At 55.5% G+C, this 14,193-nt stretch carries 12 protein-coding genes; 2 read left to right on the top strand and 10 right to left on the bottom strand.

Features of this window, described 5'->3' with window-relative positions; all coding sequences use genetic code 11:
* Positions 1 to 177 precede the first annotated feature (177 nt).
* Positions 178 to 1,101: an NAD-dependent epimerase/dehydratase family protein gene (locus OOT55_RS04640; RefSeq protein WP_265367974.1), complete on the bottom strand. Its 924-nt coding sequence runs from the start codon at positions 1,099 to 1,101 to the stop codon at positions 178 to 180.
* A 73-nt stretch (positions 1,102 to 1,174) separates the two neighbouring features.
* Between OOT55_RS04640 and OOT55_RS04635 the strand changes: the two genes are divergently transcribed.
* Together OOT55_RS04635 and OOT55_RS04630 are read left to right on the top strand one after the other, a co-directional pair.
* A complete protein-coding gene (locus OOT55_RS04635; protein WP_265367973.1) occupies positions 1,175 to 2,137 on the top strand; it encodes a glycosyltransferase family 2 protein in 963 nt (320 codons plus the stop codon).
* Complete coding sequence (locus OOT55_RS04630; protein ID WP_265367972.1) at positions 2,134 to 2,919, top strand: glycosyltransferase; 786 nt, start codon at positions 2,134 to 2,136, stop codon at positions 2,917 to 2,919. Before OOT55_RS04635 ends, OOT55_RS04630 begins: the two co-directional genes overlap by 4 nt.
* Before the next feature lie 183 nt (positions 2,920 to 3,102).
* On the opposite strand, the gene OOT55_RS04625 is transcribed toward OOT55_RS04630, so the two are convergent.
* The 9 genes from OOT55_RS04625 to OOT55_RS04585 all read right to left on the bottom strand — a co-directional run bounded on the left by OOT55_RS04625 (position 3,103) and on the right by OOT55_RS04585 (position 14,189).
* Complete coding sequence (locus OOT55_RS04625) at positions 3,103 to 3,669, bottom strand: hypothetical protein (protein ID WP_265367971.1); 567 nt, start codon at positions 3,667 to 3,669, stop codon at positions 3,103 to 3,105.
* 53 nt (positions 3,670 to 3,722) lie between these two features.
* Entirely contained in the window at positions 3,723 to 4,463 is a 741-nt protein-coding gene (locus OOT55_RS04620; protein WP_265367970.1) for an ABC transporter ATP-binding protein, read from the bottom strand.
* Positions 4,460 to 5,230, bottom strand: coding sequence for an ABC transporter permease (locus OOT55_RS04615; protein ID WP_265367969.1), 771 nt, complete (start codon positions 5,228 to 5,230; stop codon positions 4,460 to 4,462). Before OOT55_RS04615 ends, OOT55_RS04620 begins: the two co-directional genes overlap by 4 nt.
* A 58-nt stretch (positions 5,231 to 5,288) precedes the next feature.
* Entirely contained in the window at positions 5,289 to 6,704 is a 1,416-nt protein-coding gene (locus OOT55_RS04610; RefSeq protein WP_265367968.1) for a glycosyltransferase family 4 protein, read from the bottom strand.
* Complete coding sequence (locus OOT55_RS04605; RefSeq protein WP_265367967.1) at positions 6,691 to 8,670, bottom strand: glycosyltransferase family 2 protein; 1,980 nt, start codon at positions 8,668 to 8,670, stop codon at positions 6,691 to 6,693. Before OOT55_RS04605 ends, OOT55_RS04610 begins: the two co-directional genes overlap by 14 nt.
* 19 nt (positions 8,671 to 8,689) lie before the next feature.
* Positions 8,690 to 9,640, bottom strand: coding sequence for a hypothetical protein (locus OOT55_RS04600; protein ID WP_265367966.1), 951 nt, complete (start codon positions 9,638 to 9,640; stop codon positions 8,690 to 8,692).
* A 27-nt stretch (positions 9,641 to 9,667) separates the two neighbouring features.
* Positions 9,668 to 12,568, bottom strand: coding sequence for a glycosyltransferase (locus OOT55_RS04595; RefSeq protein WP_265367965.1), 2,901 nt, complete (start codon positions 12,566 to 12,568; stop codon positions 9,668 to 9,670).
* Between the two features lie 296 nt (positions 12,569 to 12,864).
* A complete protein-coding gene (locus OOT55_RS04590; protein WP_265367964.1) occupies positions 12,865 to 13,512 on the bottom strand; it encodes an HAD family hydrolase in 648 nt (215 codons plus the stop codon).
* Positions 13,509 to 14,189 (bottom strand): cytidylyltransferase domain-containing protein, encoded by a 681-nt coding sequence (locus tag OOT55_RS04585; RefSeq protein WP_265367963.1) that lies wholly within the window; start codon positions 14,187 to 14,189, stop codon positions 13,509 to 13,511. The genes OOT55_RS04590 and OOT55_RS04585 overlap by 4 nt, the downstream gene beginning before the upstream one ends.
* Positions 14,190 to 14,193 lie beyond the last annotated feature (4 nt).

The raw sequence follows: 14,193 nt of genomic DNA, 5'->3' as shown, positions 1-14,193 counted from the left end.
AGACCGCCGAGTTACCGGTCATCTGGCGTTACATGCGTGCCATTCCCACTCGTCGTTTCGAGACCACATGGGTGCTCGTAGCCCCCCATTCCGGTGGATGACGCGGCTGCGCCGCTTATGCCACCCTACCAGATGCCACGGTTTACGTAGGGGCCGAGCGCAGCGGTATAAAGGCCGTCATCCACCAACTTCACCCACCATTCTTCGCAGCCCCTCCTCCACCGAAAACGGTGGTCGCCAGAACAGGCGGTTTTTCGCTTTATCGGTACTGACCTGAAGGGAATCACACAACCGGTCCGCCATTGAGCGGCGACCGAGCAAGCCGGCGCCAAGTTTTAACAACGGCACCGGAAACGGCCATAACCGAGCAGTGCGCCCCTGGGCTTCGGCCATCAAGCGCACCAGCTCCGGCGTGGACAGATCCCGGCCGTCGGACACCAGAAACACCTCATTGGCCGCCGCCGGGTGTGTGCAGCACAGCGCCAGCAAGTCCACCAGGTTCTCCACAAACACCAGGCTGCGCTTATTGCGCACCGACGCCAGCGGCAACGGCCAGCCGCGCCCGACCACTCGCATCAGCGCCGCCATATTGGCGCGCACGCCGGGCCCGTACACCAGTGGCGGACGCACAATCACCAGCTCCATTCCCGCCTGCCGGGCGTGCTCCCACAACGCCTGCTCGCCTTCCCACTTGGAACGCCCGTAAGCATCCTCCGGGTGCGGCGTATCCCGTTCGCTGAACGGCACGCCCTCGGTGCGCTCACCATTGACCTTGATGCTGCTGACAAACACAAACCGGCGCGCGCCCCGGGCCGAGGCCAGGCGCGCAGCGGCCAGAGGCTCGTCGCAATTGGCGCGGCGATGGGCCGCCAGTTCATCCTCGGCACTGCCCGTGCGGGTCACATGCGCCCTACCCGCGCAATACACCACCGTATCACCGGCGGACAGCAACGAGCCCAACGCCGAAATACGATGCGCGGTAACCCCCTCCACCGTCGACGCCGAGCGGGAAATAGGCATCACCGATTGTCCATCAGCCCGAAGCCGAGCCATCAAAGCGCGCCCCACAAAACCGGTCGCGCCGGGAATCCAGATCGTCATTTACCCTCTCACCCATACCGCCGAACTTTTCAGGTATACTCCACCCAATTACGGATAAAACTGATTTAACCCTATGCCCAACACGCCCAACCCGGCACAGCCCGCCTCAGGGATCGACTACGACGTTCTCGTCTGCACCTACAATGGCGCAGAATTCATCGAAGAACAACTGCACAGTATTCTTCGCCAACAGCCCGCCCCCAAGCGTGTGCTGGTCAGCGACGACCACTCGGTCGATAACACCCGCGCCATTGTAAACCAAGTCGCACAATCCTCGCCCATACCGATCGAGATCATCGACGGACCGGGCCGGGGCGTGATTCGCAACGTGCTGACCGCCCTACCGAAAACCACCGCCGACTACGTCTTTCTGGCGGATCAGGACGACATCTGGCTGGACAACAAAGTCGCACTGTTTGCCGAAAAAATGCACGGCGAGCATTGCCCTCACCTGATTTTTTCCGACGCCTGGGTCTGGCACCCCGACAGGGACGAAAAACATTCCTTCTGGGAGCTGGACCAACTGCGTCCGGACAACGCCAGGGACCCGCGACGGCTCGCGTTTCACAACACAGTGCAAGGTGCCTCGGCGTGTGTCAACCGATCCCTGATCGCCGCCATGGAACCCACCGCCGAGCACCCGGACATCGTCATGCACGACTGGTGGCTCGCGCTGATCGCCAGCGGCACTGGCCATATTGATTACATCCGGGAGCCGACGCTTCTGTATCGCCAGCATGACAACAACCAGGTGGGAAGTCAGAACAAAGCGGGGCGTAAAAACCGAAGCCTCTCACATCGGCGGGCGGTTGCCACCCGCATACTCCGGCAAGCCGCTGCCTTCGCCGATCACTACAGCGATGGCCTGCCGCTCAGTTGTCAGGGATTTTTCAAACACTATCGCCGCGCTCTCCGGGGCAACATCATTGAACGCAGCGCGTTCATACTGCGACGCTGGCCGCAACATCGCGACATGCGCCACAACGTCACACTCTGGGCAAGCATCGTACTGGCGAAGGGAGTCAAGCCGGAATGACCGTCTACATTTCTGTTGTCTCTCATGAAGATACGCTGGAAATCATTCACGACCTTCGGCCTCATCGGCTGGACGCCCCCGAACACCAGATCGTCATCCTGGACAACTGCCCTGCCCGGGAGCTGGAAACCTACGCGACGGAACACAAGTTGACGTACCTGGCCAACGAAAACATTCTGGGCTTCGGTGCCAACCACAACAAGGTTTTCCACTACTGCCAGCATATGCTGGGCATGGACGTTGAGAACGATTGGTTTGTAATCCTGAATCCGGACCTCGAATGCGACCGTGAGGCCATTGAGCACCTGATCGACGACATGCAGGCAACCGGCGCAAAAATCGGCGCGCCCAATATCTTCAAGGACAGGAAATTCGAGGAGCATGAGGAATCTGTGCGCCGCTTTCCCTACCTGTGGGAACTGGTCACCTCCTATCTGTTCCGGAAAAACCGGACCGGAGTGGACCGCTGCACGGATCGGGCCTGCGAAGTGGATTGGGCATCCGGTGCCTGCCTGGCGTTCAGCGCCAGCACCTTCAAAGCCCTGGGCGGGTTTGATGAGCGGTATTTCTTATATTATGAAGACGTGGACTTCTGCTGGCGGGCAAGGCATATGCTGGGCGAGAAAACCTACTATGTGCCAGGCGCAAGGATGGTGCACCGGGGTAAGCGGGCCAGTCATACGTTGAACAACCGGCATTTGTGGTGGCATTTAAGGAGTGCGTTGCGGTTTGCGTGGGTGCGTACCAAAACCGCATTGTTTGGGGTTGATTCGTTGAAGTAGCGGTGGATTCATGGGGATGACGCTTCGCTTATCCACCCTACGGGACTGAATCGCTCAGAACTCCTTGCGTAAGGCGGATAGGCCGGAGGCGCATCCGCCGTAAATACCCGTGACGCAACGAGGGTGTTTAGGTGCGGAGTAGCAGAACGTGCTGTAGCGGCGGATGCGCTACCCTTATCCGCCCTACTCGTCTGCACCCTCGTCCGCAGGCGTTGCCTTTACCTCGCAGCGACGCGGTCCCCGACGGCCAGCGAATGAAACCTGATCCTCTATACGCCGCCCGGAAAAAGACACCTTTTTGACCACGTCATTTCCTTCATTGTACCAACCGCTAACCTCAATCATCCCGTTTTCGATGTGTCCAAACCACCACTCAAACCGAAAGGGAAGCTCTCCGGGAATCTCAATGGCGTTGTCGGTTTCTTCGAAAAACCGCTTATAGCTGCCGCGTTCAAGCAAGACGACATCCTCGCCCACCCAAAGAGATCGACTGACCTCAAACTCCGGGCTTGTACCTGCGGGACCACAGCTCATCTGCGCATCCCAACGGGCCAGAGTGCTTTTATCCAGATCAAAGTAACTCACTTTTTTCTGTTCTTCGTCGTCAAAGACACCATACCCATACAGCGTCGACACGACAAGAAACACCACCAGAAGAACCGCAAATATCGCGACCGCCATACTGCCATCGATAAAGCCACTCGCGCGCCTGGGTGACGCAGCATTCAAAATATCATCAAATCGTTTCATAGTAATCGCCTAAACCATAACCTGAGTTCGCCAAAAGCAGAACCGTTTGCGGACTATCGCTCCCAGGCAGACTTACCGCCCGACCGATCCAACTCATCCATGAACGCCTTATACTCGGCCGCCACCTCCTTTGTGTCGCCCTCGGCCTGGATGACCCCATCCTCCAGCCAAATCGCGCGGCTGCACACTTTTTTGACCTGGCCACCACTGTGACTGACAAAAATCACAGTTTGCTCGCTATTGATTTTCTCCATCATTGCCTTTTCAGCCTTATGGCTGAAGTGCTGATCACCGACACTCAATGTCTCATCAATCAGAAGCAGGTCCACTTCTGTTTTCAGCGCGGTAGAAAAGCCGAGGCGGCTACGCATACCTGAGGAATAGGTTTTGACCGGGCGCTCAAAAAAATCACCCAGCTCTGAAAACTCCTTGATATCTTCTAGCGCCTCCTTGGCACGACTTCGTGAGTACCCTTGAAGCATCGCACTTAACATTGCATTGTCACGGCCGGTCAGATCCTTGTCAAAACCCAACCCAAGCGTGAGCAATATTCTTGTCAGCGGGCCGGACTGTTTAAGCTCACCTTCCGTGGGCGCCACAATGCCGTTCAGAATACGAAGCAGCGAGCTTTTGCCACAGCCATTGCGTCCCATGATGCCCAGTGTTTCACCACGATACACGTTAAAGTTGAGCCCTTTCAGAACCTCAAACTCAAAGCGCTTGAAGCCCCACAGACGACTGGCGTAGCTGTACCTCAACTCCTTAGCCTGGAGCAAGACATCACCGGTGCTCATGAATTAATCACCTTCGATGCAATGGACTGGTTGAACAATCGGTATACGAGGTGCATCAACACGATCCCTCCCAGCATAACCGCGGAAAGCACAATCATGTGCTGATGATCAAACATCTCTCCCCTCATCAGTACCGCCCGGTAGGCATCCAGTATGAACGCCACCGGATTCCAGGTCAGCAGCGCTTCCCGCTTGACCGGGTCGGCGATGTCATTGACGTCCCAGAAAATACCGGATGCAAACATCAAAAACAGGACACCCATATTAATCAACATCCTGATATCGCGCACATAGCTGACGAGGAAGGCCCCCACCAGTGTACAAAGCAATATTAGCAGGTAATTGGCGACAATAACGGGTAATACCCAAAGCCAATGCCAGGACGTGTTATAACCATAGAATATCAGCAATGCGAACAACACAAGGAAAACCAGCCATTGCTTGTACAACGCCTCTTGGAGAGACTGGTAGGGAAAAAAGACTTTCGGTATGTTGACCTGATTGATCAATCCTTTACTGGCAACAATGCTATTCGACCCCGTCGTCACCGACTTGCTGAACCACAAAAAGGGGATTTTGCCGCACATCAGAAAGGCGATATCCCGCCCCATTTCCAACAAAATGGTAAAAACAAAGTAAAAGGCCAACACCCAAAGCATCGGCTCAATCACCCACCAAAGGTAACTGAGGTACAGCTTGGATGCCTCAGACTTCAAAGCCATCCGGGCCTTGAGATCCAGCAAACTGATAAATTGAAGCGGGTTCATTGATTAAATTTCATCCAAATTCTTAAGGCAAGCATACGTTCATCCGTTGAACGCGATGCTAACCGGTTTTCCGGGGGCTGTAAACCAAATCCAACCAGTGCTCCAGCCCGGCTTTGACCGACAGAACACCGAACTGTTCGGTAGCCCGTCGCTTGCCGTTCTGCCCCAGCGCACGCAGCAGCTGAGGGTCTGTCAAAAAACGCTCTATACAGCGCTTGATACCTTCAACATGACCAAACTGGACCAAATACCCAGTTTCCCCATGCCTCACAAGCTCACTTAAAGCCCCTCTGTCATAAACAACAACGGGACGTGCCGCCGCCATCGCTTCAAGCACGGTTCGTCCAAAAGATTCTTCAAAATGAGACAGATTCAGGAGGACATCAAGCTCGTTGAGGGCCGCCTGTGGCGAGGCGATATAACCGAGGATGTCAATATTATCAGAGATTTCACCCGCTGCCTGCCGTCTTTCGATCAGACGTGTATGCTCATTTTCGGGGCCGATGAGTTTGAAACGTATTGGAGAGCCCTCGTCGGCAAAAATACCCGCCAAGGCGATAAAGTCATCCAGCCCTTTCTTAGGCAAATTGCTGCTGATCATGCCAACCCGCAAGGAGTGACTCTCGCAGTCAGGTGGCGAGATGCTCTTGAAATCCTCGGCGTTGACTGAGTTCGGAATAACAATGGCGTCATCCAATCTCAGCGTCTCGCCGGTAAATCGGGAGTTGACCAGTTGGAAGTCCGATGTCTCACGAAGGTGCTGGATCACCGCTTCGGCGTCTGCTCTCATCAACGCACACAACGAGGGATCCTGATACGGCAGCTCACGTACATGAACAGATACCGGAACCGCCATTATCCGTCCGGCGATCAGTGGCTCGAAAAGAACGACTGTATTCGCATAAACGGCGGATATGCCGAACGATTCAATGATCGACTGGAATCGTTCGACAACCACTGGTTGAGGTTCTGTACCGAATGCCCACCAGCCATAGGGGAGAATCAGCAACCGGGAACAATGAGGACGAATGGCGGCCAGATAATCCTCATTGAACGCTTCCGGCAAGGTTACCACCAGATTGACCTTGAGCTCCGCCAGTACTGCCAGGGTATCCAGAAAACTCCTTTCTGCTCCGTAAAGCTCATGACCGGCCTGGTGCCCGCAACACAGAATCGTTGGAGCCTTGTCAATCAGCTCCCTATCACCCGAAATCGCCAGGATGCCGCTATCACCCAGGCGAGACACACTAAACCGTGATGACTCGGTGAGTCGCTCACCCGAAAGACTGGTCATCGGGTTAGGATCACGTCCTTCCCGATACCCGAACCGGCAGTAGTGCAATAGTGGGTCGATACCAATGTCCGCGACATCCCGATACCTTGCGCAATACCACGCGGCATCAAAGTCTTTCGCTTTTGGGGACAACCTGCAAATCAAGGCCAACAGGTCATTGGTGAGTTTACGAATAATCATAACCACCGTGTGCAAAGTAGTCTTTTATTGCATCAGCATCATCGGGCTGCAATCCGTTCACGATGATGACAGTGTCCAGCTTTTCAATAGCGATGGTCCTGGTCGGTCGCCGCCTCCATAAGGAGCCGTCAAGCAACATTAACGTACTCGCTTCAACGGTAACCCCACTGTGCCCCAGAGTCAGATGTCGGGACTGACAGAAATCAAACACGTCATCTCGCACAGGGCGACCAAGCCAGCCTTCAGGGTCCGGCCAATGAACCAGGCAGAGCGCCTGTCCATCCGACAACAGGGTATCGAGCTGACTGAATATGGGGCTGAAATCGGTGCCAACCTCTGCAAAATCGCCAATGACGACCACATCAAAGTAGCGAGACGCGTCTTTAAGATTGCCAATAGGGGCAGGAAACGGGCGCACCTCCTCCATAACAGGCGCAAAACCACTTTGCCGATGCCACCAGGATGATGCCTCCCGGTACAATCTGCGCAGCCCGTAATACACTGTCTTGACGTGAGTCGCTTTGGTCTGTGTCAATGTCGACGCATCCGAAAGCGCAAACGATAACGGCGCACCCTTACAAACATGGTACAGGGACTGGTAGCCGTAATGATGCTCCATGCGCCACAAAAACTCCGTGTCTGCGGCCACATTCACGGCATCCCATAACCCGATTCTTTCCAGAATGTCCCGCCTTATCAACCAGGAAGAGAAATTGTCTTCAATGAATCCCTGAGTCAGCATCCAGGAGCCCACAAAACGCATATCCGGCGTCACTCTGGCCCAGCTGCTGACGGTGGCGATCAACCGGTCATTCTGGAGCAGTGGTTGCATTTGGCGCTCAAGCTTCTGTGGGTGAGACCAGTCATCACTGTCGTGAACCGTGACAAACTGACCGCTTGCAGATTGCATCCCTCTGTTGCGACTGGGGTAAGCTCCCCTATTCCGCTCGTTTCTGAGTAGACGAACCCGCGCGTCCGTTGCAGCATACGCCTCTACTACGCGGCACGTCGCATCCGAACTGCAGTCGTCGACCACAATCACTTCAAGATTGCGCCAGGTCTGAGACAACAGGCTATCTAAAGCGGTCCCTATCCCCTCTTCCGCATTAAACGCAGGCACAACAACACTGACCAGCGGGTCGGCGCACTCGAAATCACCCTCTGCGTCAACGAGGCCCGTGAGATTCTTCAGTGAGAGCGGCCGGCTGCTCTCCTGAGGCGCCACAGGAGCCAACCCATGGGCGCGATACAAACGATTGATCGGCTCCAGCCGCCCTTCTGCCCGGCCAACCACACTATTGGATTCCACAAACGGAAGATCATCTGATAGTGCCAGGCGGTTCTCTTCCTTCGAAAGCAGCTCCCCGAGTGATTCACGTTCCGCCAACAGGCTATAGCACTTGCTCAACCCTACAAGACAACGCTTTAAGTGCGGTGGTTTTGCATTACTCAGGCAGCCTTCAAGAAGATTGGACGCCTTGTGAAGGTCTCCGTAGGCGTAGTGCCACTCCGCCACGGTCAACATGGCGTCCATGTCCCGCTTCTTCTTAATGCAGCGTATCAAAGCTGGCATCGCAAGATGCTCAAAGCCGCCCCAGAGCAATGAGTGTTGGCGAGAAACCCAGGACTCACCCTCAGGGACAGGCTCGCCCGGTGTCGCTCCGTGAAACGGAAGGCGACCCTCCGCCTTGCCAAAGCGAAGGTAATGCACTAGCGGGTTAACCCCCAGCTGCTCTACGTCCGGGTATCGGTGTAAATACCAGTCTGAGCTGAAGCCTTGCGAAGGACTGATCTCGTAGGCCTCACGGTCTGTCAAAAACTCAACAACCGATTGAAGCCGGGAAACGGCCCCACCTGGATTGTTCTGCTTGCCGTAAAACGTCTCATCAAAGAGCGGACTGGAATAAACCATTCTTACATCGAGCCAAAATCTGACGAGTGTTTTAATACGCCCAATAATGTTCATAGTCGTCCAACATCCGTCATCAGGCGAACACATGTCTATTGGGTGGGAAGACTTGTCCCGTTTTCGAAACAACACAATCGACCTCGTCCCCCGGTGACACCTCAATAGGAAGCGAGAAGCCGACATACCCCCCCCTCGGAGGTGATGCCCGAAGAAGTCCCGACCGAAGTTCAGTGGAAGTGGCACGTCCAACAACGGTACCATTCACCCGGATATCAATTTCCACGGAGCTGGTACCTTCACCTTCCCACCATGCCCACCCGGAAACCTTCTTTGGGGTGACACTCGCCAGCTTACAATGGGCATATGGAAGCTTACGCTGGAACAGCTCCAGTCTCTGAGAAAAAAGAGTCTGAATGTAACGGTAGAGCTCTACATCTTTCTCATTAAGCTTCAAAAATTCGCTAACACTCACCGGATCGATATCATGTGCATCATCGACACGCTTTTTACCCATATTCTCCTGAAGCTCCGTCAGTTCAGCTCCATAACAACGATTAAATAACGCTAACGATTCGCCGTAAGCTTCTGTCAAACCGAGCAAGCCAACGGCCTCCACCGGAACGCCTTCGAGCTTACGAGAAAGTACATTAATATAAGGGTTCCGGGTATACAGGTCTCTAAAGCTCTCCTTAAACCCCTTATGCCTAACAAGGTGCTGATACTCAGAGTACATTCGCTGTAGGGGGTCTCGAAAGAAAACGACGGTATTGGCAACACCCAGACCGGTGACGTACTTCAAGATCGAAACATGCCCTCCCAGCATGGCTGAGCCATCCCGCTTGATCTGCTCAAAAAGCTTCCAGTAGTCTCGGTTCTGGTAAGCATACTGTCTGACCAGGTCGCTCGTTTCAGGCGCCGACTCTCCATAGTCGCACACAATGGAACGCTTACCGTAATACTTCAAAGAGGCTACCCGGAAGCTGGTGCCCGCAGTTTTCGGAATATGTACAAAATAAATAGGTTTCATCGTGACACGTCGTAATCAATAATCGGATTAGAGTTCGGATTTCCCCGGGTGGGGGCGGCGTCCATCGCTCCGGCCAAACAGAATGTAGTGGTACAAGGGATTTACACCGGCCGCCTTGACATCGGGGTTGGTGTTCAAGTACCAATCGCTATCGAAGTCCGGCCCCGGGTCCTTGCCTTCAAAGCCCCCTACCCTCAGGTAATGCAGTGCAGGAGATAGCTTGAACAGTGCACTACCCTGCACTTCGGGATAGTGGTCCCGATACCACTGAGCGTCAAACCATGAGGAGTTGGCAATGGCCCTGAGGGCCCGACCAGGCAGCTTTTTACTGGCGGTCCGCCAGAATCGCTCATACCAGGGGCGAACCGGAAAGGAGCGTTCGGGGACCCGATCACGATTTTCCAAAAGGCGTGTCAAGGAGGCCACTTCCCGGTGTTTTTGTGACAACTCACGTTCGGCTTGCTCAAGTCGCACTTGTATTGATTCCACCTTTCGGCGAAGTTCAAATTCGGTTTGCTCTTGCGTACTCATCGTGGTCATTTCCCGGTTCAATCGATTGGCGAGCTGATCATAGCCTGCGTTCCGGCGGACAAACTCGTAGGATCTACGGCCCGCCTCCAGGTAAGCCTGTTCACTTTGCCATAGCTCAGTAACACGCTGCCAAACCTCGTCCGGCTCCGCGTAAGTCGCCGCCGGGCCGAAGGTATCCCGGAAAACCGGCGGTAATATTACCGGTATTCCGTAACTCATCGCCTCCAGAACCGCTCGGCCAAACTCCTCGATATAATCTTCGTAGGGATAATGAACATAGAAGTCGAGGTCCTTCAGGAAGCTAGCGGTATCATCCGTGAAAGGGTGCAACACCCAGTTACGGGGTTTCTCCCCCAGTATACTCAGTGCACAATCGGCACCGCCCAGCAAACGCACCTCGCAGGCCTGACCGGCGCAGTAGGCCTGACTGATTCGCTCCGCACTTTGGGGCCACTTGGTGTAATGATCCCGGGAGTGCCGACCAATAACCGGAACTGCCCGTTCGCCGCCGCGCCAACGCACATGCTCCGCAGAGTCCAGATTGACGGGCTGCAACGGGGTCCAAATGTCATCATGGATCCTTGGGTAACGCCCATCCTGAATCATCAGGCGATGAACGAGACCCGATATGGGAACCCACGTGGGGTAAACACCAAACCAGCGATGAATGTCGTCCGTGACTTCGACCGGATCGTATTGAGCGTCCCCTCCCGAGTACAGTCGGGATGCCATCTGGTTGACGAGGATCAGCAGCCGTTCCGTCCGCAGCACCGGAAGCAGATCCGGCTTTTGGTTCAGAATGACCGGATAGCCAATCAGCACGGTCTCAGCCGTGGCCTCATCACCCGGAGCAAGAACATCAAACTCCCCACTCAAGCCCCGGCGGCGTAGCCCCTCATTGAAGGGAGCGGTTGTATCCAGGTCAAAGCGCCGCCACTGACAAAGCGCCACGCTCAGCCCCAAGGCCAATGCGGCTTCAACGTACTGCATTGTGGAACCATAGGCTCCGCCGCTCATATTGAAATCAGCGACCACCACCAGGTCATAGCGGCGCGGATGTCCTGGCGTTACCTGCATGACATCCGGAGCGGGAAACGGTCGTGTACTGGCTTCCGGCGAGACAAACAGCTGATCTGGTGCGGCCATTCGATGCCATGCAGCGGCGCTCTCCCGGTACTCTCGTCTCGGGCCGTAAAACTGGGTTCGCGTGTGGGTCAATGAGGTACGTGTAAGCGACCTGGGCTGATCCAACGAGAATGATAACGGAGTGCCAGGGTTCACTTTCACCACAGAGGATTTGCCATATCGGGCTTTTATCCGCCGCAAAAACTCGGTATCCGCCCCGGCGCGGACAAGATCCCAACTGCCCAACTCATCCAGAATTGAGCGGCGAAACATCAGTGACGACAGGTTTTCAGAAACCAGCGTGCCGCCGAACCGGTAGGTACCGGTAAAAAACAGGTCTTCCCGGGCCCGAACCCAATCGGTCAGTGACGCCACCGCAGAGGGCGAACTCCGCAACGCGGCCACCTGGCGCTCCAGCTTCTCGGCATGGGACCAGTCATCGCTGTCGTGCACCGTAATCAACCGACCTTTGGCTTCCGCAAGCGCAAGATTACGGCAATAGTAGGCTCCGGCGTTCCGGGGATTCCGGATCAGTCGAACCCGCTGGTCCCGTTCACAATAGCGGGAAACAACGGCAACGGTGTCATCCTCACTGCAGTCGTCCACCACCAACAGCTCAAAATGGGACCAGCTCTGAGCCAGAATACTCTCGATCGCAAAGGCCACCGAGTCGCCCGCGTTGAATACCGGCATGATGATGGTAATAAGCTCGCCTGAGGCATCCACCTCAGGTGCAGGCTCACAGCGCAAATTATCCAGTGCCAACGGCTGACTGGCATCGGCTTTTTCTACTGCACACGCACCAATTGACTGGAATACGCTGTTAATGGTCGACAGGCGCTCGCTCTCATACTGAAGGTCATCCAGAGCCCAGAGCGCATTGGCGCTGATCAGTTGAACATCCACCGCTCCCCTGAAACGCCGCCTCGCGTTGCCTGACAGAGCCCAGGCCCGTTCGCCATTACCGGCCAACGCCAGGCTGTTTACCAGCAGAATGAGCTGGTCGCGAGAAGAAGAGCCTTCAGCGCCAATAGAAAAGCCATCAGCGTCAATAACGGCCCGCTGCTCGAGATAGCGCACCGCCCTGAGAGAGTCGCCCCGGGCAGAGAACCAACGGGCCAGCGCCCAGCAAGCCGATGCTCGCTCAGCATCGTCTACCGCCGGCATACACACCTTGGCCTGCAAGGCCGACAACGCGGCCTCTGAAAAGCCACCCCAGAGCTTGCTTTCCAGTGCTTTCGCGCTGAACTCCAACGCGTGACGGGCGGTCACCTTCCTATCATTCGCCAGTGTCGAAGGCGAAATTCTTCGCCCTTGCAGCCGCCCAAACTGCATGTAATGCCAGAGCGGATTGATACCCGCCAAAACAGACCGCCCGACCTGATCCCGATAAGCAGACGTGGAAAACCAGGGGCTCGGGTCCCTTTCACAGTCTGCCCCGTAGCGGAGGTAATGGGTTACCGGATCCAGGTTCGATGCGTCATCAGCACCGTATACTTCGCGGTACCAGGTTTCATCAAACCACCCGGATGCAGCGATCTCCTTCGCGGCTCGGCGCTCGTCCATCATCAGCTCAGCAGGTCCCTCGGTGCATCCACCACCGGAATGCCATGGCTTCGGCAATAGGCCTCCCACCCGCTGAACTCCGTCCACTGCCTGACAAACACGAAGTCCAGACCAAATGCCTGAGCCACTTCATGATCATAGCGGCTGTCACCAATAAACAGAGCAGGTTCGTCATCGGGCAAAGCCGCCAACTCACGCTGCAGAATCACTTTCTTGTCATCCGGACTTCCGAAAATCCCGCCATCAAATAACGAGGCGAGTTCTCGCTGCGCAAAAACACTCCTGAGCTCGTTCTGGTCTCCACCCGAAGCCACCAGCCAGGACGCCTTGGGCGTTGCCGCCCTCAGCTCATCAAGTCCTTCGGTGACTCGACACTCCAGCAGTCCCTGTTTTACCGAGCTGGCATAGCGTTCGAGGAGTTCATCCAGCCCAGGGCCTGGAGTTCCCGCAGGCACCAACTCCGAGAGAAAGGCTTCAAATTTGACGTAACGGGATATACCACCGTTACTCACATGGTATTGCACCAACGCCCTCGCCGCTTCTTCCCCGTAAGGCAAGGCGGCCTGATAAAACGCCTCCGTTTTTACCTTGTTGGAGTCCAGAATGACCCCGTCGCAATCAAACACGATTGTTCGGTACTGATCCATCATACGTTGACCAGTCCCGCTTTCACAATTGACTCCGCCAGAATGAAGTCATCGTCCCAGTCGATATCATGGGCCACAATATGACCTAACGGAAACAGAACCGGGTTCTGGCCAATCCGGTCCTGAAAACGCTGATAGTTATCGTGGCTGCTCACAAAGGCCGCACTGTTGACTTCATGAACGGCGGGAAGGGTTTGGGTACGGGGCCACTTCTCAACGGCTCGGTCATAGTTGATCGGACCGTCATCATTCCACAGGAAGGAACGGATCAGGGTCGTTGTCATCAATGAGTCGTAGCCCTGCTCCAGCCCGTCGTAATACGCCTGAATGATCTGATCATAGGTGTCGGAGCCGACAAACGGCGAGGTAACATGCGTCCACAACACATCGCCACCCGGGATCAGGTCCACCACGTGGGCCATCAGTTCATCCGTACTGGTGGCACTGGTACAGAGCGCGTCGTCACGACGGTGCACCACCAGCTTCGGGTTATCCAGAGATTCCGCGTAAGCGATAATGTCATTATCGTTGGTGGAAAGGTAAATCCGGTCCACCCGGGTTGCATCGCTCAGTTGCTCCAGCTTCAGTTGCAACAGGCCGTTCGGATAATCCGCAAACGGCTTGATGTTTTTCCTCGGCACCCGCTCACTGCCTTGACGGCAGGGCAAAAATACGTTCATCCCC

This window comes from Marinimicrobium sp. C6131 (assembly GCF_026153455.1).
In the GTDB taxonomy this organism is placed as follows: Bacteria; Pseudomonadota; Gammaproteobacteria; order Pseudomonadales; family Cellvibrionaceae; genus Marinimicrobium.
Note: the sequence above shows the minus strand (reverse complement) of the source record. Positions and strands in the feature narration are given on the sequence as shown.